The sequence below is a fragment of the Yersinia sp. SCPM-O-B-9106 (C-191) genome, assembly GCF_026183365.1.
GTDB lineage: Bacteria > Pseudomonadota > Gammaproteobacteria > Enterobacterales > Enterobacteriaceae > Yersinia > Yersinia rochesterensis.
In genome coordinates this window covers 833,971-854,946 of the sequence record NZ_CP110791.1, presented here as the reverse complement: position 1 = coordinate 854,946, position 20,976 = coordinate 833,971, and the positions used below count along the sequence as shown (strand labels likewise).

Here is a 20,976-nt window from a genome sequence, read left to right as displayed (position 1 = left end):
CCAACACATAATATACCTCTCTGATATTCCGCCATTTTAACCTACCGTCTCAGGAGAAAGAGTGATGAAAGCCACCACCATGAGCCATTTGCGCCAATGGAAACTCGAGAAGCGTAAGTTCGCCACACTGACTGCCTATGATGCCAGCTTTGCGCAATTATTCGTCGAACAGGGAATTGAGGTTCTGCTGGTGGGTGATTCGCTCGGTATGACGTTACAGGGCTTCGACTCGACATTGCCGGTCACAACTGCGGATGTGGCTTATCACACCCGTGCTGTGCGCCGTGGTGCGCCTCATTGCCTATTATTAGCAGACATGCCATTTATGAGCTATGCCACACCAGAGCAAACATTTGCCAATGCCGCCGAACTGATGCGGGCCGGGGCCAACATGGTCAAACTGGAGGGCGGTAGCTGGTTGTGCGATACCGTTCGCATGCTGGCAGAACGGGCTGTTCCAGTGTGTGGGCACTTGGGGTTAACCCCACAATCAGTCAATATTTTCGGCGGTTACAAAGTGCAAGGCCGTGAAGAAGTCGCGGCGAACCAACTGTTGAAAGATGCTCAGGCGCTTGAAAATGCGGGCGCACAATTGCTGGTACTGGAATGTGTTCCCGTGGAACTGGCGCAGCGTGTGACTGAAGCACTGGCAATCCCGGTGATTGGTATTGGCGCGGGGAATGTTACCGACGGACAAATTCTGGTCATGCATGATGCATTGGGCATTACTGGTGGACATACGCCGAAATTCAGCAAAAATTTCCTGGCGCAAAGTGGGGGAGATATTCGTGCCGCCATTAAGCTGTATATTCAAGAAGTTGAGAGCGGCGACTATCCCGCTGAAGAACATACTTTCCAGTAAGTTTTGGTTGATAAATATTCAGGGGAATTGGGATGCTGATTATTGAAACTTTACCACTATTACGCCAGCAAATTCGCCGCTGGCGGCATGAAGGTAAACGAGTTGCTTTGGTTCCCACCATGGGTAACCTGCACGAAGGGCATATGACATTGGTGGAAGATGCCAAAACTCGTGCCGATGTTGTAGTCGTTAGTATTTTTGTCAATCCACTGCAATTCGAGCGCCCGGATGATTTAGCCCGCTACCCGCGCACCTTGCAGGAAGATTGTGAGAAGCTGACCCGTCACGGTGTGGATTTAGTGTTCGCCCCGGCGGCGGCGGATGTTTACCCCGCGGGTTTGGACAACCAGACCTATGTTGACGTCCCTGCCCTGTCGACCATTTTGGAGGGCGCCAGCCGCCCCGGCCATTTCCGTGGCGTATCCACGATTGTCAGCAAGCTGTTCAATCTGGTTCAACCGGATGTCGCCTGTTTTGGCGAAAAAGATTATCAGCAATTGGCGCTGATTCGCAAAATGGTGACGGATATGGGCTATGACATCAATATTGTCGGCGTGCCCATTGTTCGCGCCAAAGATGGCCTGGCACTCAGTTCCCGTAACGGTTATCTGACCGCTGAAGAGCGCAAAATTGCGCCGCAGCTTTATAAGATAATGCAGGCGTTAGCCGAGAAGCTTGTCATGGGTGAACGGCAGATTGATAATCTACTGGCGGACACCGCAGAACAATTACGCAGTGCTGGTTTTACACCGGATGAGCTGTTTATCCGTGATGCCCAAACCTTACAGCCGTTGACGGTTGACAGCAAACAAGCCGTGATACTGATGGCCGCATGGCTGGGTAAAGCTCGCCTAATTGATAATCAACAAGTTGATTTACAAAGCTAATGTCAATGATGTCGATTGCCTTGAATCTCCCCAAAGAAATCTGAGTTGTAGATTGGCTCAGGGGAGATAAAGTCAGTCATAGACAACTGATATAAAATCAGCAAAACTGAGCGCTTCTCCCTAAATCGGTCGATGATGGGGCGGGTGCCAGACTTATTCTGGGCTATAACCGGGGTCAAAGGTAAGAGTTATGATACGCACTATGTTGCAAGGCAAACTGCACCGGGTGAAAGTCACTCAAGCTGATTTGCACTATGAAGGTTCCTGCGCTATTGATCAGGATTTTCTGGAAGCCGCAGGTATTCTGGAATATGAAGCCATTGATATTTATAACGTTGATAATGGTCAGCGTTTTTCGACTTATGCTATCGCCGCCGAACGAGGTTCACGAATTATCTCAGTGAACGGCGCAGCAGCACGTTGTGCTTGTGTTGGTGACAAATTGATCATCTGTTCCTATGTCCAGATGTCAGATGCTGATGCCCGCCTGCACCACCCAAAAGTGGCGTATTTTGAAGGTGAAAATCAGCTACAGCGCAAGGCTAAAGCAGTGCCCGTTCAAGTGGCGTAATGACCTTTCGTCCTTGAAGCCGCAGGGGTGTTAGCTACGTTCACTTACCCGAATCACTGACTTCAGTCAGCTCATCGGGATGCGTTTACTTGCTGCCTACCTGCAACGTCAATGACTTTGGGTAATACCTTTCGTCCTTGACGCCGCACAATAAAAAGGCGCTTATAATTAAAGCGCCTTTTTCCTATCTTCATATTACACAATATTCATATTATACAATGAAATAGCTAATCAGACTCCATCACCGCAGGTGCGGCGGCAACCGGCTGACCAGGTTCATTGGCGATACGCTCTGCCATTGTAGGAATTGAATCAGTTCGCAAAATATAAAGCCGCTTGAGGGTATACGGATTATCGCCGGGTTTAACCTTGCCCTGCATAGTCGTCACCGCCAGATGGAAACCCGCGTTTTTCGCCGCATCAATCGCGGTTTGGTTAAAGCCACCAAACGGATATGACAGAAAAATCACGTGTGGATTAAACTGCGACAAAGCCCGGCGAGAATGTTCAAAATCAAAAACAATATTATGATAAGAACGACTCAATAAAATTGGATTACGTTTATTGTCAGTCCGGTGTAAAAAGTGCGTATGAGACTGAATATCAAATACATCCTGAATGGCTTTTAATTCAGAAATACTCATAAACTGTAATGTGTCAGGATTCCATTTCTGAGGATGACGTTTAATGCGCGATGAAATAATAAATGCCGTTGCCCGGAAGCCATTTTCTTTCAGAATCGGATAAGCATAGCGATAGACTGATTTAAGGCCGTCATCGAATGTCAGCACCACAACTTTCGCGGGCAGGTTAATTTTGTTATTGAGATAACCTTCAAGCTGATAAAGAGAAATGGTGTCGTAACCGGTCTGCTTGAGATAAGTCATCTGGTTGCTAAACGCGGCATCAGAGGTTGTTGTTGAGGTATTGAGGAAGCGTTTATTTTCCTCATTTTTCAACATATGGTGATAAGTCAGAATAGGAATGCCGTTATCTATTTCAGCATCAGTGCTGCTGACATATCCCAGACGATCGCCAATATTCACCTGATACCAGGTGTTGCCTAGCCGGTCTTTCAATTTACCTACAATCGGGTAGCGTAAGTTTTCTGCTAAGGTAGCAAATTGCTCGCCATCGACATCTGCGACTAAATAAACCGGGGTCTCGCGTTTGATAATAATGTTTTGATTTGGCAGGGGCTTATTCAAGTCCCCCAATATATCATTGTTTTTTCGTACTTTCTTGATATCGCGTAAATCGTCTTTATCAATAAAGCCAATACCGTTACCAAATTTGAATTCATAATATTCTGCCGCCGCGGGCAAAACTTGGATAAGTTGATCTTCTTTAATCTCACCGACAGGAATCACCTGATCGCCAACCAATGAATACATTTCGCTATCGCGGTCTGTAACCATATATTTAGGGGTAAGAACCGCTTCGTCTGGCAGGAGGTCTGCATGGGTTGCCGGCATCATTACCGACATGACAATACCGAGTAGCATCCCAATAGCTATTCTGTTTTTATGCCACATTATCGTTCTACTTATGCGCATTCGGCGCTGAATTGAAAAGGGAAAAATCTGGTGCGCCAGCATAGCACGAGACACCCGAGGTTGAGAAAGATGATATTAGACGGGGACATTATTTATTACGATTAAATTCTAGTATTAACAACAATTAACTTACTAATAATTTACGAATAGCACTTAAAATCCGATCCAAAACCGCTAACGTTGCAGAGGTGAATACAGCCAACACCACTGCAACGTCCGGGCCGAAGAACATCCCAAAAGTCATTGGTGTTACAGCAAGGCGGCAAGTCAACGCATCCCGATGAGCTTACATTAGTAAGTGATTCGGGTAAGTGGACGTAGCCAACACCGCTGTAGCGCCAAGGCCGCAGGGGATTAGGTGCGTAGGCCGCGCCCACGCTCAATCAAATACCAAGCCCAAGCATAAAATACCGCGATAAACACCACTAGCACACCAATGGTAAAGACCAACGGCACATCAGTAATTCCGAGGAATCCGTAACGGAACCCACTGATCATATACACGATAGGGTTAAGTTTTGACACCGCTTGCCAGAAAGGAGGGAGCAAGGCTAACGAGTAAAATACCCCACCCAGATAGGTTAGTGGTGTCAGCACAAAAGTCGGCACCAGACTGATATCATCAAAAGTCTTAGCAAAAACAGCATTCAACAATCCGCCGAGAGAAAATAATATTGCCGTCAGCATTAATGTCAGTGCGATCATTGACCAAGAGTGGACATGCAGCGGCACAAAGAACAGCGAAATAATCGTCACCAGAATACCGACACAGATCCCGCGCGCCACACCACCGCCTACATAGCCAACAATCACGATATGAGTGGGTACAGGGGCGACCAACAACTCTTCGATGCTGCGCTGGAATTTTGCGCCAAAAAAGGAGGCCGCGACGTTAGCATATGAGTTTGTTATCACCGCCATCATTATCAGGCCGGGAACAATAAACTGCATATAATCAAAGCCCCCCATATCACCAATTCGGGAGCCAATCAGGTTGCCGAAAATAACGAAATAGAGCGACATAGTAATCACTGGCGGCACCAGAGTTTGAATCCAAATGCGCGCAAAACGGGTGATTTCTTTGATCCAGATACTCTGTAATGCTACCCAATACAGGCGGGTCATACTTTTTCTCCCCCGTTGCCATTAACCAAGGTGACAAATAGTTCTTCCAGACGGTTAGCCTTGTTGCGCATACTTTGTACCTGAATTCCCTGAGCGTTCAGTTGACTGAATAGACCATTTAGGCCCTGTTCACGTTTAACATCAACTTCCAACGTTGAGGTGTCCGTCAGACGATAGCTATAGCCTTCCAGCTTCGGCAGTGGGCTTTTAATACCCAAATCAAAAATAAATGTTTCTGATTCAAGCTTGCCAAGTAACTGCTTCATAGTGGTATTTTCCACCAACTCACCATTCTGGATAATGCCAATGTTGCGGCACAGCATTTCCGCCTCTTCCAGATAATGAGTCGTCAGAATGATGGTCGTTCCCTGCGCATTCAGCTCTTTGAGGAAGCCCCACATGGAGCGGCGCAGCTCGATGTCCACCCCTGCTGTCGGCTCATCCAGAATCAGTAACTTAGGTTCATGCATCAGAGCGCGGGCAATCATCAAACGGCGCTTCATCCCACCGGATAGGCGGATAGCGCGCTCATGACGTTTGCTCCATAAATCTAGCTGGCTGAGATATTTTTCTGCTCGTTGCAGGGCCTCTCGCCGTGTGACGCCGTAATATCCCGCTTGAGTAATCACAATCTGCAATACCGTCTCAAACGGGTTAAAGTTAAATTCTTGTGGCACTAGCCCAAGCTGGCGTTTGGCATTCACGATATCTTGGTCGATGTCGTAGCCAAAGACTTTCACCTTGCCAGAGGTTTTATTCACCAATGAACTGATAATACCAATGGTGGTGGATTTACCCGCCCCATTAGGCCCAAGTAGTGCATAAAAATCGCCTGCTTCTACGTGCAGATCAATGCCACGCAATGCCTGAACGCCACCTGCATAGGTTTTGGTCAGTTGCGTTATTTCCAGTGCATATGTCATAAGTAAAAAAGAACCTTATTCTATGAGTTCCCAGCGGTCACAGCATGTCCGTGACTTGTTTCCCCCTCACTGTCGGGGCCAGTTGCGGAGGCAAAGGGAAGCAGTTAGATACAGAGAAGATGTTGTGCGGACAAAAAACATGCATTCAACAAAGTCACTGTTCCGATTTTAAAATCGTGATCCTTGTCGTATATTATCCTATCGCAATCCGTTCATTACAGGCTATTTACATTAATGAAAGAAATAGAGAAGCTCCTCGCGAACAATGACCTCTGGTCAAAAGCCATCAGTAAAGACGATCCTGGTTTTTTTGAACACTTGGCGGAAGCCCAGAAACCTCGATTTTTGTGGATTGGTTGTTCAGACAGCCGCGTTCCTGCTGAACAGTTAACCGGCCTGAAAGCTGGGGAATTGTTTGTTCACCGCAATGTTGCCAATCTGGTTATCCATACGGATCTGAACTGTTTGTCCGTGGTGCAATATGCCATCGATGTTTTACAGGTCGAGCATATCATTATCTGCGGTCACCTTGGCTGTGGTGGTGTTGAAGCCGCAATGAAAAAAGACCTTGAATTAGGGCTTATCGACAACTGGTTACTGCACATTCGGGATCTTTGGTTCAAACACAGCACTCTGCTGGGTGAACTGCCAGCCGAAGAACGCAGCGATATGTTATGTAAAATCAACGTGGTAGAGCAAGTCTATAACTTGGGTCATTCGACTATTGTTCGCTCCGCCTGGAAGCGCGGGCAGAAAGCGATGATTCACGGCTGGGTCTATGGTATTGAAGACGGCAAACTGACGGATTTAAATATTTCTAGCACCAGTCTCAGCGAACTGGAAATCAAGTACCGCGAAGCAATGGCTAAAATACTGCAACCAAACAGACAAAACTAATGAGTCCTATGGGAGGGTGTTAAAACGCACCCTCTCCCATCCGTAAATGCTGCTAAAGACACTCGAACTCAAAATATTAACGTACAGTGATCATCTGCAAATAAGGCGTAGCGAGCTAAGTCAGTTTGAGTGCGCCCAGCACGCAAGAACCGGAGCGTACACATAGTACGTGAGGATTCTGAGTACTGCGTAATCTCAAAATGACGACGCGCAGTAGCCGATTACTCGTCAAACATCACAACTTTGCCGACATACGGCAAGTGCCGGTAACGCTGAGCATAATCGATACCATAACCCACTACGAACTCATCAGGAATGGTAAAACCGACCCACTCTACGGGAACTTGTACTTCACGACGCTCAGGTTTATCCAGCAGCGTACAGATAGCCAATGATTTTGGCCCACGCAGTTGCAGAATTTCACGAACCTTACTTAGCGTGTTACCGGAATCGATAATATCTTCGACAATCAGCACGTCTTTACCACGGATATCTTCATCCAAATCTTTCAGGATTTTCACATCGCGGGTAGTGCTCATGCCGTTGCCATAGCTCGAGGCGGTCATAAAATCGACTTCATGGGAAACGTCTATCGCGCGACATAAATCAGCCATAAACATAAATGAACCACGGAGCAACCCCACCAACACCATTTCACTGCCACTGTCGCGATAATGTTCGGAGATTTGGCGGCCTAATTCGACAATCCGGTTTTTGACTTCCTGTTCGGAAATCATGACTTCTACAGTGTGCTTCACAGCCAACATACCTATTTAAATTTATTGATTTTATATCAATGAGCAGCCGGTGCAGATAGCCTCAATGATACAGATTGATGCCCCTAGTTTAACACAATTCAAAGGACATCCGGCCACTCTCCCCGCTGAATAGCCGGGCAAAAGTATAACAAAGATAAACAGCAGACGTATTGAGAGATATACTAGCGCCATAAATTTGGCTCAGGTATTGCCTGTGGATAGCCCTCGACAAGGAATGTTTTAATGAATTATCAGTCAACCAGTATCTGGCTTTATTCCGTCACTTTTACGGTAATCGCCGCCATCAGCTTGTTTGTCGCCTTTTTTGGCTTGAGTGCCCCAATCTTTTACTACCTTATTGTCGGTTTGGTCTTCAGCGTCTGGGTTTCATTACATTTGCACCAAATGGCAGAGAAAGGGACTATTTATCTGATTACTGAAAAAACACAATGGATGGTTTATGTCCGGGGGATCCCGGTGCAAGAAACGCGTACGTCCTTAAAAAACCCCTGTTTTATCAGTGCCGCGCGTTTGGCATCTTTCTTTCGACGTTTTCTGATCATCAAACTGTTGCTGCAAGCTGTAACTTTGTATTTAGCCCTCAAACAAACCGTTGAACTTCCCCCTTCCGATACTCCGTATATGCTATGGGTGATAATAGGATTGGCGATAGTGATTATCTTCTTTCTTATCAGCAAGATATGGCTGACCGTCAAAAGTCTACTCGCACTCCAACGTGCAGAATGGCTGATAGAAGAAATACCGAGAGAGGGTTTTAGTTATTATCAGGGATATATCATTAAGAAAGATAAAAACGGTAATCAGATCCTCCAACCCGCCTTGACTGAACTGCTAAAAGTATAAAAAAGAAAACCTCCCCGACCAACTCGCCGGGGAGTGACTTAAGCGCTAACAGTAAAGCCCAGCATCATGCCGGTATCTTCATGCTCCAACAGGTGGCAATGGGCCATATAAGGGGTACTGGCCGGGGCCAGATGATTAAAGCGCACTAATATCTCACTGCGCGCGCCTTCCACTCGCACCGTATCTTTCCAACCACGGCGATGCTCTGCGGGCGGTTTGCCATTCTCACTCAAAATACGGAACTGCGTGCCGTGGACATGGAATGGATGGAGCATCATGTCGCCCTCACCGGAAATAGTCCATTTCTCGTATTTGCCCTGCTTGGCATCAAACGCCGCGTCGGTCATTGAGAATGCTTTGCCATTAATCATATTGGCGTGACTGAAATCAAAAGCCGGAGCCGCTGTCATCGCGCCATGGTTCATGCCTTTCATATTGCTGTGATCCATACCGCCCATAGCACCATTATCCATTCCTCCCATATTGCCGTGGTCCATGCTCATGCCCGCCATGGCCTGCATACCATAGCGGCTCATTAGCGCCTGCATACCCAACATATCCAATTTTGGGTCCATCATCAGTTGGAACCAGCGCTCTGGCAAAGCGGTGACCTCCACCAGCGGCGGCACGATGACCAGAGAATCCGGCAATGTTTTACTGCCCGCAGTCAATGAGGGTTGAATGCGTAATACCGGCAAGGGGTTATCAAACGGAGCCAATGTCATGCCCATTTGTTTGACCGGCAAAGTGACCAAATCAAGTGCTTTGCCGTCGGAAGTATCCACCAGCACCTCAAAACGTTCGCCCATCAATATCGGCAACTCGCGCACCGCGACCGGCTCTGCCAGTAATCCACCGTCACTGCCAATCACATACATTGGGCGGCCATCACTGAGGGCCAGATTCAGGGAACGCGCATTGCACCCATTCAATAACCGCAAGCGCACCCAACCGCGCGGCGTAATCTGCTGCGGATAGCTGGCACCATTAGTGAGCATCCGGTCACCAAACCAGCCCACCGCCGCCGTCATCACATCCAGTTGATAGTCAACCTGGCCATCTTTACCCAGCAATTTATCCTGCAAAATGACCGGAATGTCATCCACGCCCCACTGTTTTGGCAGCGGCAGTTTTTCACTGTCACTATCATCTATTAGCACCAATCCGCCCAGCCCCATCGCGACCTGACGGCCGGTTTTACCGTGGGTATGGGGATGGAACCAACAAGTGGCGGCGGGCTGTTCTGCCGTCAATGCCACCTGGCGTTTTGCTCCTGGCTGAATCAGTGCTTGCGGCCCTCCGTCAACATCGCCGGGGATTTCCAGGCCGTGCCAGTGCACCGTCGTAGCTTCCGGTAAGGAATTTGTTATATGAATAGTAACCGGCTTGCCGCGCTGCAAACGAATAGCTGGCCCTAATAAGTTGCCGTTATAGCCCCAAGTTTGCGTGGCGGCGGAGGGCAACCAGGCCATAGTGCCAGTTTGGATATTCAAATTAATATTGCCACTGGTATCCGGGAGCAGTAGTGGCGGGATAGGTAAAGGTGAAAAATCTGCGGCTAAAGCCGCGCGGCTCCATAAAGGCAGTGAAGTGGCGGCTCCAAGAGCTGCCGTTAACTTGATAAAATCACGGCGATGCATGGTCGTCTCCATTATGATTGTCGATAATGATAAGACTTATCGTGAGTAAGTGCTCGCTTGGCACAAGAACAGCATTATCCGCCAGCATAAACCTTCCCCTAAAGGGAAGGTCAAGCTGTAATCAATCACTTTGTGAATCAACCTCCGTATATGCCCACACTAAGGACATAATAAAATTTACTCTGAACCATCACAGTGTGATAACGTCTGTTAACAATGAATAAGCCTATTTCCGCGATGAAAAGAACAACATTAGTTATGCTGCTGCTTGCCCTGTGCGGATTCTCATCTGCCAGTTCTGCATTAAGTGAATCTGAAGCAGAAGATCTTGCCGATCTGACTGCGGTATTCGTTTATCTGAAAAATGATTGCGGCTATAAGGAATTACCTAATAATGAAATCAAACGAGCAATTGTCTATTTTGCTCAACAAAATCGCTGGGACCTGCGTAACTACAGTAGCTTCAATATGAATGCGTTGGGTGAAGAGAGCTATCGCGATCTACGTGGTATTGCGCTCCCCGTTCCGACCAAATGCAAATCTCTGGCTCGTGACTCTTTAAGTTTATTGGCCTACGCTAACTAGCGACCCCGCATTTACCCTATCAGTCTGAAATTCAACCGTGCAACCTCAGCCAGAGTTGGCTATGATGTTGCCCCCATTTTTCATGGCTGTTACTGCGAAGGAGAAGCCCCGAACATGTCACAGAAAGAACTATGGTATGAAACATTACATGCCAACTTCGGTCAGTATTTTTCGGTAGAAAATGTACTGTACCGCGAAAAAACCGAGCATCAGGATTTGGTGATTTTTGAGAACCCGGTGCTGGGTCGGGTAATGGCGTTGGATGGCGTGGTGCAAACCACTGAGCGCGATGAATTTATCTATCACGAAATGATGACGCACGTCCCTTTGTTGGCCCACGGTCAGGTAAGGAAAGTGCTGATCATTGGCGGCGGCGATGGCGCGATGCTACGTGAAGTCAGCCGCCACAAAAATATCGAACAGATTACCATGGTGGAAATTGACGCCGGTGTCGTCGAATTCTGTCGCCAGTATCTCCCGAATCATAATGCGGGTGCTTATGATGACCCTCGTTTCAAATTAGTGATTGATGATGGCGTCAATTTCGTTAATCAAACGCACGAAAAATTCGATGTCATTATCTCTGACTGCACTGACCCCATTGGGCCAGGAGAAAGTCTGTTTACCTCTGCTTTCTATGAGGGATGCGCCCGTAGTTTGAATGAGGGCGGCATTTTTGTGGCGCAAAACGGCGTATGCTTCCTGCAACAAGATGAAGCGGTCGACAGCCATAACAAGCTTAGCCACTATTTTAAAGATGTCAGTTTTTATCAGGCCGCCATTCCGACCTATTACGGCGGTATCATGACTTTCGCCTGGGCGACACAAAACCCACAGTTGCGCCAATTAGATATCGCCACGCTACAACAGCGTTTTGTCGAAGCGGGCCTGACCTGCCGCTACTATAACCCAGCGATTCATGTCGGCAGCTTTGCCTTGCCGCAGTATTTGCTGGATGCCTTAACCGCCAAATGTTGATAATCCGTAAGGAGGTGAACTAAATTGTCCAAGCTTAAACTACACGGCTTCAACAACCTGACGAAAAGCCTGAGTTTTTGTATTTACGATATTTGTTATGCCGAAACCGCAGACGACCGCGATGGCTATATCGCCTACATTGACGAACAGTATAATGCCAACCGCCTGACCGAGATCTTGACTGAAACTTGCTCGATTATTGGCGCGAATATTTTGAATATTGCCCGTCAGGATTACGATCCTCAGGGAGCGAGTGTCACCATTTTGGTCAGCGAAGAGCCCGTTGATCCGCGCGATGTTGATAACTCCGAGCACCCCGGCCCACTACCGAATGCAGTGGTCGCCCATCTGGATAAGAGCCATATTTGCGTCCATACCTATCCGGAAAGCCACCCTGAAGCAGGGTTATGCACTTTCCGTGCAGATATTGAAGTCTCTACCTGTGGCGTCATTTCACCACTGAAAGCGCTGAATTACCTTATCCACCAATTGGAATCCGATATCGTTACCATGGATTACCGAGTGCGCGGTTTTACCCGTGATATCAACGGTGTTAAGCACTTTATCGATCATAAAATTAATTCGATTCAGAACTTTATGTCTGACGATATGAAGTCGCTGTATCACATGATGGATGTGAATGTTTATCAAGAAAACATCTTCCATACCAAGATGATGCTGAAAGATTTCGATTTGAAGCATTATCTGTTTAACGCCAAGCCAGAAGAGCTGAGCGCCGCAGAAAGAGAGCGAATTACCCGCCTGCTATACAAAGAAATGCAGGAAATCTACTATGGCCGCAATGTGCCGGAAGTGTGATGTAATTGAGGGAATATCAGTCTTAAAATCCCGGTCTAACCGGGATTTTTGATTAAGGGAGCTGGGCAAGCAAAGGGGCAATATCAACCTTTACAGCGACTAAGGGCTAATCGCAGCGCCGATTTCGGCAAAAGGGATATTGAAGTCTCGACTTGTGGCGTTATCTCACCGCTGAAAGCACCGAATTACCTTATCCACCAGTTGGAATTCGATATCATCACCATAGATTATCTGGTGCGCGATTTTGCCCGTAATATCAAGACCTTTAATAGTGTGTTAATTGCCATTCATCAATTTTCTTCTTTTCTTCAAAGAATGTTCTCAAATCCTCAGATTCTCTCTCAAGAATACCTGTGTAATGAGACATTGATGTAACTAACTCAGAGTAACCAATCAATGCTTGAATCTTAAAGCTATCATGTAAAACTCTATAATTATCATCTATCTGAGTAATACAAATAGACCAGTTAAAATATAAGGTGCTATCTATAATTTCAAAAAAATCACTAGGTATCCACACCGGATTACCGCCCTCAAGAGAGACTAAATAATCTAGACGGCATGGAAAAAACATTACCCCATAGACTACATATTCATGACCAATATTGAGAAAACTAAAGTCAGTATTTTCAGTTTCCCCCATACAACGAAGGGATAAAGGCAAAGTATTTACGGAATCAGAAGTACATTTAATGAGCATGAAATTTCTCACTTAAACTTAAAGTCATCAATAGCCCCAGTTTTGATATTCCTTACATAATGGATTTCAATCCCATTAATGTTTTGGGACATTTTGACCCAGCCTTCGGAAGTTAACCAACGTTTATCCGCCATAGGAATTGATAATTGTCTTCCCGCCGTTGGGTTAGATATCGCTTGTTTAAGTGCTAATTGCTCCTTTAAATTCAGGGGGATATTTCTGCCTGTAGAACCTAATCCCAATGACTGATTTACAGTAGCAATCCTTGACGCCCTAAGCTTATCAATCTGCTTACTGGCAAGGCGCGTACTACCTTTTGCTACCGCGCCAACACCGACTACATAACCACCAATTTCTGCTAGCAGTTTACCGGCTTCTCGCCCTGAATCATAGGCACCACTGGGACCGGCTTGCTGGTAGTGAGCCTCCATTTTGTTAACCCGTGACAGCCAGTCCTGCTTGACACTTTGCGCTAGGGTTCCTATCCACTGAGTAAGAATGGTTAATAATTGAGACTGATATTAATTTCTGATCATAAAATAGAACCCCAGCTAACTATGGTTGGGGTCCAATACTATTAGCGATAGATAATTTCGTACTCACTGCCCAGTTCGTCACGTAAACGCTGAGCTAATTCATATCCATCAGCAATAAACATTTCCTCTTCACTGGCACTCTTAAACCCCGAAGATGCCGGATCATCCATATTAAGTATTGCTTCGAATCGATCTGCCCAACGTTTGAGACTATCTTGAAGTTCAGTAGATATAGGCAACTCATTAGGTGAAATATCACCAAAATCATTAGGAGTTGTTCCCCATAATGGATGGCATCCATAATCAGCCATTAATTTTATCGTTTTCACTTCACTGTCCCTCTCAAATTAGCGCCAACAATGTAACCATTATTTCCGACAGTAATTGCAATATTATATTTTTGTCCATTTATAACAGTTTCGTAAATTGGGCGACCAATACCAGAGCCTTGGTAGCCAACAATTTTTCCATCAGCAACAGCTTTCATTACTACTCTAGGTATTTGTACTTCAGAAACGCCAATTTTAGCAAATTGACTACCATGCTCCACTACAATATGTCTCAATCCTGCTGTAGCACTGCCTTTTTCAAGGAAAACAATCTGTCCACTTGGGGTACGAGCTGTTGCCAGAACATTTTCAGGCGTAAATTTCACACCATTGGTAGCTAGCTCTTCAAGCAAAGCAGGATGTACTGTTGGACCTTTTCCCCTAAACTTATCAATCTGCTTGCTGGCAAGGCGCGTACTACCTTTTGCTACCGCCCCAACGCCAGCTACATAACCGCCATATTCAACCAGTAGCTTACCGGCTTCTCGCCCTGAGTCATAGGCTCCACCGGTGCCCGCCTGTTGATAAAGTGCTTCCATTCTGTCAACTCGTGATAGCCAGTCCCGTTTGACACTTTGCGCTAGGGTTCCTATCGTATCATCACTGTTAATCAGCTCTCTGAGCGCCATAAATGTCTGTTTGGGTTCTTTTAATACTCCCAGTAATTCAATGCCACTGTCATACAGCCCCTCCGGTACGCCAGCAACAATACCCGCCGCAAAAGCGCCATCCTGACTACCGCTGGTCATTCCCCACCGAATGAAAACGTTACCTTTATCCGCCAATGTAGTCGCGGCAGTCATTTCTGCTTCCATCAACTTTTGTTGATGATGACTAAGGTAGTTATAGCGAAAAGTGGTTTCGGCGGCATTGGCTCCGCTGTATGCCCCCTCCGCCTTACCGGTAAAGACTGCGCCCGCCACGCCACCGATGAACCGGGATAACTGAGCTTGACGCTCCGATTTCTCCTGCCAGTTCTGCGAGCCAATAAAGTTCTCGCCCATCACCACGCCAGCCAACTCGGCAGCCAATGCCCCTGCGGCGGCACCTTTACTGTCGCCGCCGCCTATTTCAGCGGCCACCCCCGCCACTAATGCATGGCTTAGTGCTTTACCCGAAGTCCCCAATACGCGGCCATTATCGCCAATCAGGTTCGCCCCCTCGGCGTGCAACTGTGAGCCAATGTTGGCTAATAGCGCCGTGGTCAGGTTATCTTTAAAACTACCGCCATTAATGGTGGTATTCAGGCTGGAACTGATAAGTGATTGCCCAGCTACCCGTTGCGCAACCTTGCTCCAATCGCCGTGACTCAGACGCGGTAATCTCGCCGCACTGGCACCATCGGCGGCGGCATCAAAGCCCATCAGTGAATCAAATCCACTCAATGCGCCTCCCACCGCCATTGAGGTAGCCAGTGATTTTACCGCCTGTTTACTGCCTAATGTTTTGAATGTTTTAGATAAATCCCCTTTATGTTCAACCAACGCTACCGACGCCTGTGCCGCCAATGATGACATCCCCGCCGTCACTGCCCCACCAGCAACTCCGCCACCTGCCGCGGTGTTGGCACTGGCAACTAAGCTTGAGCCAGAGGTGGCCACGGCCACACCAATCGCAATCAATGCCGCCACCACTGGGTTCAGGTGTTCACTTTGGTGATCCCAACCGTGATAAGCATCCATCACTTTTTGCCACTGCACGTCGTCACGCAGATGCAGGTCTTTTAGCCATTCGTTGCCAGGAATGGTGGCCAGTTCATTAATCGCCGCCTGTACCGATTGGTTATTTTGCGCTTTAACATCGGCACTAATCCCATCAGCGGCCTCTACAGTAAATTCGCCCCCTGCTTGTACGCTGGGTAGCACCCATTTTTCTTCCTGATACCCCTTATCCTGATGTTTGATGTAAAAGCCTTTCGATAAGCTGGTTTTTTGCTCAAATGTGGTGTCTTTAACCGCCTCGAAAATGACTTTCCCATGGGTACTGGTCAGTTTGGCGTTCTGCCCTGCGGCGATTTTGCTGGCCTGATAGGTGCTGTCATCGCGGCTTAATAGGCTGATATCACCGTCAGCTATGAATTCCGTGACTTTATTGGTCGCCACATGCTGGATATTGTGGTGGTTTTTCTTCCTCCCCCACCACTTGCGGGTACTCCAGCGCTGTTCGGCATGGCTGGTTTCTTCCATTGCCTGGGCGAATAGATAGCCGCCCTCGGCAGCAATATCCATCACTTTTTTGGCCAGCAATTGGGTGGCTTGGAACAAGATGCTGCCATTTGAAATTAGCGTCAGTGTGCCGCTGCTATTGAGCTGAGTGGGTTGCTGGAGCTTGTTATAGCTAAAATTATCGCCGCCGCCCTGATGTTGTTCATTCAGTAGCGATTCAAAACGCATATTGCCGCCGGAGGTCAATGTCATATCGCCGCCGGAAAAAAGTTCTGCACCATAGGCAAGCAGTTGATCACTGGCCACCACATTAAGCACTTTCCCGGCCTGCAAACGTGTGACTGCATGTTTGTCCTGCCGCTGGCCTTCGCCTGCATACAGCTTCGCCGCCAGTTGGATATTTCGGCCCGCCAATAAGGTGATATTATCGTCTACAGCAATATTCGTGGCACCCGCCAGAATATCGCGACCGCTATTGATTAATAGGTTTCCTTTGGCATTTATCTGAGTGCTCAGTTCAGGGGTGCGTGAAGCAGGGAAGAATATGTGGTAATCATCCTCTGGATGGAAAAAATCCTCTTCTAGTGGCCCATCGGGCTTAAATGAAATATCACGCGATGTCAGATCAATATCGTGGGCGGCGTGCAAGTTAATATCCTGCCCCGCGTCCAATGCAATACTCTTTAATGTCAGGTTATTACCGGCATTAAAAGTAATATCTTGGTGACTTTTTATCTTCCCCGGCAAAGAGAACAATTTATTAAGATACTGTATATTCTCTTCTCGCGTAAAAACTCTGGCACCATTAAAATCATATAGCAATTTTTCACTGTGTATGATGTTAATATCTTGACCTGCCGACATCGTAATATTATTAACCGGATGCAGTAAAGTATCTATCAGGCTAATATTTTTACCGGCAATCGCGCTAAAATCCCCACTGGCATTTATTTGATTAATAATTCTATCTTGATCCGGTTGAAGATAATAATTGGGGGAGCCATCCTGTTTGAATTGAATGTCGCCTTGGCGGCTCAGCAACAGAATATCTCGCCCGGTAATTTCACCAAGCAATGAATCAATATCATTTAGCGCAGTAAGGGATATATCTCTGCCACGTAGCGCACTGTTATTTAAATCAATTGTATCATCCGCAATCAACGTGATGTCGCCACGCGCTTCTATCAAATCATTATTGGTGATGGTGTTAGCGTGCAGCACGATATTATTCCCTCGTACCGCTGGTAAGATCTTTTCTTTTAGGAGGATGCGGTGGCCCCATACATCAGGAAATTCTGGCGATAACATTTGTAAATGAATGCTATTATTAAAATCCAGTGCTAAATTACCACCCGCCGTGATGCTACCTGGGTATCTGTCAGCTTCAGTCCAATCGGTATACCACTCGGTTTGCATGGCACTACTGCGATGATGCATGCCTCCCTGTACTTCATAATCCTCAAAATCATCCTTTATCCAATCACTATGACTGCTATTTAAAAAATCATTTCCGGTGAGGAAAATATCTTTCCCTGCCCTGATACTACTGATTTCATTGTTTAGCTGGCTGGCATTGATATATAGATTACCACTGGCGTATATTCTTGCAGCAGGTGTTGAACCCGCTACTTCATACAAACTTCTCTCGGTATTAATTTTATATAAATGCCAATATGCATCCTCATGAATAATCCTAAAATCAGCGGTACCAAACCATTGTTCAGGGAAGCCAACGGGGTATATGTCTCCCGTTAGTTCGACTTCTTTCTTGTAAGGTTGATAATTTTCATCATAGGCATGAATCTTAATAATACTAGAGTCCGGTTCTAATTCAGAAAATTCCGTATTAAAAACTTGTCGGCTATTATCCAATCTTTCGGTGCGAATAATAACATCGCCAGTTTTAGTTTTAATCGAGCCGGATTTATTTTTGACGATTGTATTTTTATTTCCATCGGCATCTTTTTGTATCCACAAATTATCGCTGGCATACAGCGTAGCCGATAATCCAACATTACGGACTTGATCACTAAAAATACGCATATCACGTCCAGAAATTAATTTTCCGGAATTATTAAATTGCTGGCTAACCAGTGTAGTATCGCGGTTACTGAATAAATTACTGCTCGCCGTGACGGTAATTTCTTTCCCGACAATATTGAGATCTTTTTTCGCCAGAATATTATCTAATGTCACCTTTTCCGCGACATTAATCGCTGTATCCCCCTTGGTGCTAATTACATTTTTAAGGTTAGCGCCCACGCCTTTTTCCGTTGATACCAAACGGATACGATCAGCATACATTCCACCAAGAGCGCGGGTATCTATCGCCAGTACAGGGGCAGCTCCTGCCGCAGCTAAAGGCCGAATAGCCCCATTTTGATAATCAACCTGATTAACACCCAGGATAATATCAAGCTGATTTGCATGGATTTTACCGTCAAGGTTTAGAGTGCGACTGATGATGGCAGTATCATTCTGATTAAGAGTATTGAATCCTTTATCACCGATAGTGATAGCACCGCCCACGACATTTAGCTGCTCCAGCGCCCCTTGCCGATTCAGTATCGGGGTGCCGGTGGTTAACGTTATCGTGTCGATTTTGCTAAACCAGCTATTATTGGCAATCAGGCCATTGGGGTTGGCGATAATTACATTGGCTTTTTGACCAAAAATTGCCAGCATTCCTTCCAGAGATGAAGGCTGACGGCTCGTCACTTCGTTAATAATTAACTGAGCGCTATCACCCGTTAAATGTGGATTGGCCGCCAGATGGCCGATTAATTCCGAATTGACATCCACTTGGCCGTTATTTAACACCGCCCCAGCACGGGGAATATTAAAGTCATGATAGCGGTTATGAGATACCCCAGCAGCGTTGGGCGTGGCAATATTGACCACCGGGATCTCGCCGTAAAGTTTCACTGTTGTTTGGCGGTCTGCGGCTTGAATACCGGCTGCAATGGCCGGATGCAAAGGGTGAACCGCAGTCAAATAAATCAGTATCCAGCTCAGTATACGCACGCGTTGATAAGCAAATCCGGCCATAAATCACCTTCCTGGTGTGGTGGGGGATGCGCGGCTGATTTGTCACCTAACAGGAAATCGGCAAGTCAACCAGAGAGAATAACTCACTGGCTAGCCTACTTAATTTGAGGTGAAGATATTATGGCAGTTTGGCTGATTTACTGTTTTAACCCCTTACTCATTGAGCAAATAATTGGCTGCAACTATTCCCATCATCCTGACTGACGATGTATAAGAGGATCCTATTTTTCTGTCTGAAGTTGCATAAGGATAATGCCCCATGAACCGCCTCCCTACCCTGTATGGCATTATTGCGATCCTGCTTTGGAGCATGAGTGTCGCCTTGACGCGGGGGCTGTCTGAGACATTGGGGCCATTTGGTGCCGGAGCGGCAATCTACACTGTCAGTGGAATTTTGGTGTGGTTAGTCGCCGGGAAACCCACTTTGCGCGGGCAGCATCCGGCTTATCTGTATGGTTGTGGCGCGCTGTTTGTGGTGTATATGGTGGCTTTTGCCTTAGCCATAGGGATGGCAAATGACCGCCAGCAAACGCTCGAAATCGGCCTGATTAATTATCTGTGGCCCAGTCTGACTCTACTGCTGGCGGTGCCCTTACTCAAACTCCGGGCGCGTTGGTGGCTGTGGCCGGGGGCTGCTTTGGCGCTGTTTGGCGTTATTTGGGTGGTGAGTGGCGGAGATGGGTTGGATGTAAGTCTCTTGAAAACTAATATCAGCAGTAATCCGCTGGCTTACAGTCTGGCGCTAATTGCGGCCTTTACCTGGGCAGGTTATTCCAATTTGGTGCGGATATACAGCCACGGGCCAGGGGCATTGCCACTCTTTTTACTCGCCTGCGCCCTGTGTCTGTGGGTGATGTTTTTTATGCTGACCCCCGGCAAGTTGCATTTCACTCAGCGCGCCACTTTTGAGCTGTTACTGATGGGAGCCAATACTGCGCTGGCCTATCTGTGCTGGGATATTGCCATGAAAAAAGGCAACGCCACATTGGTCGCCGCCCTCTCTTACTTCACACCCTTGTTATCGATATTGATTGCCAGTTTGTGGCTCAATACCTTGCCGTCAGCCGCTTTCTGGCCCGGTGTTGCGATGGTGGTCGCTGGTTCGTTGCTGTGCTGGTCTGCCAGCCGCAATACCCTTCGCACTTGAAGCCGCAGGGTTGTTAGCTACGCTCGCTCACCCGAATCACTTACTGATGTAAGCTCATCAGGATTCGTTCTCTTGCTGCCTACCTGCAACTCCAAGTTCTTTGGGTATATATTATTTAGAAATGATGAAATTACGATAGCCTTTCAAGACTAAAAGAAAGTCTTCCAGGCCGCACAAGCAGAGGCTTTCTTCATCATAGTAATTCATCCCCTCTTCCATTTCGTCGCCTTCAATATCTAATTGATTGGCGCGCACCATCACTTCTTCGCCATCTAACCACAAGGTATATTCATGGCCCGTCAGTTGCCACTGGCGCTCACTGCCTTTGACTTCAGCCGCCGCAGCTTCTATTTGATCCAGTTTTGCCAAATCACCTTTAATCTCTTCATTGAGCCAGTGGCCGATTACTTCATGCCCCATGGAGAATCTGACCAGCACTTGTCCGGTTAAATCACGCAAGAATTCATAGTCCATAGCATGCCCTCCTGATGCTCTTTTAATGAGTGTAACCGTATTTATCTACCTGATTTGGCGCAAACTCGCAAAGCCGGCAAATAGCGGCAAAATTTCACTTCGATACGGGTTT

The 20,976-nt window shown here is 46.9% G+C and carries 19 protein-coding genes and 1 pseudogene; 10 read left to right on the top strand and 10 right to left on the bottom strand.

Annotated features, from left to right (window positions below; translation table 11 throughout):
• Positions 1 to 64 precede the first annotated feature (64 nt).
• From panB to panD, 3 genes are all read left to right on the top strand, one after another.
• On the top strand, positions 65 to 862 hold the full coding sequence (gene panB, locus OP863_RS03775; RefSeq protein WP_038636210.1) for a 3-methyl-2-oxobutanoate hydroxymethyltransferase: 798 nt from the start codon (positions 65 to 67) through the stop codon (positions 860 to 862).
• Positions 863 to 894: 32 nt separating this feature from the next.
• Positions 895 to 1,749: a pantoate--beta-alanine ligase gene (gene panC / locus OP863_RS03770; protein WP_038636212.1), complete on the top strand. Its 855-nt coding sequence runs from the start codon at positions 895 to 897 to the stop codon at positions 1,747 to 1,749.
• Between the two features lie 190 nt (positions 1,750 to 1,939).
• Positions 1,940 to 2,320, top strand: coding sequence for an aspartate 1-decarboxylase (panD, locus tag OP863_RS03765; RefSeq protein ID WP_005156780.1), 381 nt, complete (start codon positions 1,940 to 1,942; stop codon positions 2,318 to 2,320).
• 227 nt (positions 2,321 to 2,547) lie between these two features.
• Here panD and OP863_RS03760 read toward each other — a convergent pair whose 3' ends face one another.
• The 3 genes from OP863_RS03760 to OP863_RS03750 all read right to left on the bottom strand — a co-directional run bounded on the left by OP863_RS03760 (position 2,548) and on the right by OP863_RS03750 (position 5,924).
• The gene (locus tag OP863_RS03760; protein ID WP_145587527.1) at positions 2,548 to 3,855 is read right to left on the bottom strand and encodes a polysaccharide deacetylase family protein; all 1,308 of its coding nucleotides are present in this window, start codon (positions 3,853 to 3,855) and stop codon (positions 2,548 to 2,550) included.
• A 375-nt stretch (positions 3,856 to 4,230) separates the two neighbouring features.
• A complete protein-coding gene (locus OP863_RS03755) occupies positions 4,231 to 5,001 on the bottom strand; it encodes an ABC transporter permease (protein ID WP_023160237.1) in 771 nt (256 codons plus the stop codon).
• On the bottom strand, positions 4,998 to 5,924 hold the full coding sequence (locus OP863_RS03750; protein ID WP_038636217.1) for an ABC transporter ATP-binding protein: 927 nt from the start codon (positions 5,922 to 5,924) through the stop codon (positions 4,998 to 5,000). Before OP863_RS03750 ends, OP863_RS03755 begins: the two co-directional genes overlap by 4 nt.
• A 234-nt stretch (positions 5,925 to 6,158) precedes the next feature.
• On the opposite strand from OP863_RS03750, the gene can reads away from it, so the two are divergent.
• Positions 6,159 to 6,821, top strand: coding sequence for a carbonate dehydratase (can, locus tag OP863_RS03745; protein ID WP_038636219.1), 663 nt, complete (start codon positions 6,159 to 6,161; stop codon positions 6,819 to 6,821).
• A 221-nt stretch (positions 6,822 to 7,042) separates the two neighbouring features.
• Here can and hpt read toward each other — a convergent pair whose 3' ends face one another.
• Positions 7,043 to 7,588: a hypoxanthine phosphoribosyltransferase gene (gene hpt / locus OP863_RS03740; protein ID WP_172667610.1), complete on the bottom strand. Its 546-nt coding sequence runs from the start codon at positions 7,586 to 7,588 to the stop codon at positions 7,043 to 7,045.
• A 234-nt stretch (positions 7,589 to 7,822) separates the two neighbouring features.
• Here hpt and OP863_RS03735 point away from each other — a divergent pair, with 234 nt between their 5' ends.
• On the top strand, positions 7,823 to 8,443 hold the full coding sequence (locus OP863_RS03735) for a hypothetical protein (RefSeq protein WP_265525908.1): 621 nt from the start codon (positions 7,823 to 7,825) through the stop codon (positions 8,441 to 8,443).
• Positions 8,444 to 8,481: 38 nt separating this feature from the next.
• Here OP863_RS03735 and cueO read toward each other — a convergent pair whose 3' ends face one another.
• Positions 8,482 to 10,083 (bottom strand): multicopper oxidase CueO, encoded by a 1,602-nt coding sequence (gene cueO, locus OP863_RS03730; RefSeq protein ID WP_265525907.1) that lies wholly within the window; start codon positions 10,081 to 10,083, stop codon positions 8,482 to 8,484.
• Between the two features lie 237 nt (positions 10,084 to 10,320).
• Between cueO and OP863_RS03725 the strand changes: the two genes are divergently transcribed.
• The 4 genes and pseudogenes from OP863_RS03725 to OP863_RS03710 form a co-directional block, all read left to right on the top strand.
• On the top strand, positions 10,321 to 10,668 hold the full coding sequence (locus OP863_RS03725) for a YacC family pilotin-like protein (RefSeq protein WP_038636226.1): 348 nt from the start codon (positions 10,321 to 10,323) through the stop codon (positions 10,666 to 10,668).
• A gap of 114 nt (positions 10,669 to 10,782) precedes the next feature.
• Positions 10,783 to 11,646 carry a polyamine aminopropyltransferase gene (gene speE / locus OP863_RS03720; protein ID WP_265525906.1) on the top strand — a complete coding sequence of 288 codons (864 nt, stop codon included), beginning with the start codon at positions 10,783 to 10,785 and terminating at the stop codon, positions 11,644 to 11,646.
• A gap of 24 nt (positions 11,647 to 11,670) precedes the next feature.
• The gene (gene speD / locus OP863_RS03715; RefSeq protein WP_038636230.1) at positions 11,671 to 12,465 is read left to right on the top strand and encodes an adenosylmethionine decarboxylase; all 795 of its coding nucleotides are present in this window, start codon (positions 11,671 to 11,673) and stop codon (positions 12,463 to 12,465) included.
• Between the two features lie 129 nt (positions 12,466 to 12,594).
• Positions 12,595 to 12,723, top strand: a pseudogene (locus tag OP863_RS03710) (S-adenosylmethionine decarboxylase); the annotation flags it as partial.
• Positions 12,724 to 12,730: 7 nt separating this feature from the next.
• Here the strand turns inward: OP863_RS03710 and OP863_RS03705 are convergent.
• The 4 genes from OP863_RS03705 to OP863_RS03690 form a co-directional block, all read right to left on the bottom strand.
• Entirely contained in the window at positions 12,731 to 13,165 is a 435-nt protein-coding gene (locus OP863_RS03705) for a hypothetical protein (RefSeq protein WP_186368360.1), read from the bottom strand.
• Positions 13,166 to 13,173: 8 nt separating this feature from the next.
• Complete coding sequence (locus OP863_RS03700) at positions 13,174 to 13,596, bottom strand: hypothetical protein (protein ID WP_265525905.1); 423 nt, start codon at positions 13,594 to 13,596, stop codon at positions 13,174 to 13,176.
• Between the two features lie 146 nt (positions 13,597 to 13,742).
• Positions 13,743 to 14,030, bottom strand: a complete 288-nt coding sequence (locus OP863_RS03695) for a hypothetical protein (protein ID WP_235895007.1) — start codon at positions 14,028 to 14,030, stop codon at positions 13,743 to 13,745.
• Positions 14,027 to 19,243 carry a DUF637 domain-containing protein gene (locus OP863_RS03690; RefSeq protein ID WP_265525904.1) on the bottom strand — a complete coding sequence of 1,739 codons (5,217 nt, stop codon included), beginning with the start codon at positions 19,241 to 19,243 and terminating at the stop codon, positions 14,027 to 14,029. The genes OP863_RS03695 and OP863_RS03690 overlap by 4 nt, the downstream gene beginning before the upstream one ends.
• 259 nt (positions 19,244 to 19,502) lie before the next feature.
• Between OP863_RS03690 and yddG the strand changes: the two genes are divergently transcribed.
• The gene (yddG, locus tag OP863_RS03685) at positions 19,503 to 20,390 is read left to right on the top strand and encodes an aromatic amino acid DMT transporter YddG (RefSeq protein WP_145591897.1); all 888 of its coding nucleotides are present in this window, start codon (positions 19,503 to 19,505) and stop codon (positions 20,388 to 20,390) included.
• 111 nt (positions 20,391 to 20,501) lie between these two features.
• Here yddG and yacL read toward each other — a convergent pair whose 3' ends face one another.
• Positions 20,502 to 20,864 carry a protein YacL gene (gene yacL, locus OP863_RS03680; protein ID WP_145509594.1) on the bottom strand — a complete coding sequence of 121 codons (363 nt, stop codon included), beginning with the start codon at positions 20,862 to 20,864 and terminating at the stop codon, positions 20,502 to 20,504.
• Positions 20,865 to 20,976: the final 112 nt, after the last annotated feature.

Excerpts from the sequence above, each read along its gene's own strand:
- OP863_RS03725 (WP_038636226.1), top strand. The coding sequence starts at position 10,321 with ATGAAAAGAACAACATTAGTTATGCTGCTGCTTGCCCTGTGCGGATTC.
- OP863_RS03750 (WP_038636217.1), bottom strand. The coding sequence starts at position 5,924 with ATGACATATGCACTGGAAATAACGCAACTGACCAAAACCTATGCAGGT.
- OP863_RS03755 (WP_023160237.1), bottom strand. The coding sequence starts at position 5,001 with ATGACCCGCCTGTATTGGGTAGCATTACAGAGTATCTGGATCAAAGAA.
- cueO (WP_265525907.1), bottom strand. The coding sequence starts at position 10,083 with ATGCATCGCCGTGATTTTATCAAGTTAACGGCAGCTCTTGGAGCCGCC.
- panD (WP_005156780.1), top strand. The coding sequence starts at position 1,940 with ATGATACGCACTATGTTGCAAGGCAAACTGCACCGGGTGAAAGTCACT.
- yddG (WP_145591897.1), top strand. The coding sequence starts at position 19,503 with ATGAACCGCCTCCCTACCCTGTATGGCATTATTGCGATCCTGCTTTGG.
- OP863_RS03705 (WP_186368360.1), bottom strand. The coding sequence starts at position 13,165 with ATGCTCATTAAATGTACTTCTGATTCCGTAAATACTTTGCCTTTATCC.
- hpt (WP_172667610.1), bottom strand. The coding sequence starts at position 7,588 with ATGTTGGCTGTGAAGCACACTGTAGAAGTCATGATTTCCGAACAGGAA.
- OP863_RS03690 (WP_265525904.1), bottom strand. The coding sequence starts at position 19,243 with ATGGCCGGATTTGCTTATCAACGCGTGCGTATACTGAGCTGGATACTG.
- speE (WP_265525906.1), top strand. The coding sequence starts at position 10,783 with ATGTCACAGAAAGAACTATGGTATGAAACATTACATGCCAACTTCGGT.
- OP863_RS03735 (WP_265525908.1), top strand. The coding sequence starts at position 7,823 with ATGAATTATCAGTCAACCAGTATCTGGCTTTATTCCGTCACTTTTACG.
- can (WP_038636219.1), top strand. The coding sequence starts at position 6,159 with ATGAAAGAAATAGAGAAGCTCCTCGCGAACAATGACCTCTGGTCAAAA.
- OP863_RS03760 (WP_145587527.1), bottom strand. The coding sequence starts at position 3,855 with ATGTGGCATAAAAACAGAATAGCTATTGGGATGCTACTCGGTATTGTC.
- yacL (WP_145509594.1), bottom strand. The coding sequence starts at position 20,864 with ATGGACTATGAATTCTTGCGTGATTTAACCGGACAAGTGCTGGTCAGA.
- panB (WP_038636210.1), top strand. The coding sequence starts at position 65 with ATGAAAGCCACCACCATGAGCCATTTGCGCCAATGGAAACTCGAGAAG.
- panC (WP_038636212.1), top strand. The coding sequence starts at position 895 with ATGCTGATTATTGAAACTTTACCACTATTACGCCAGCAAATTCGCCGC.
- OP863_RS03700 (WP_265525905.1), bottom strand. The coding sequence starts at position 13,596 with ATGGAGGCTCACTACCAGCAAGCCGGTCCCAGTGGTGCCTATGATTCA.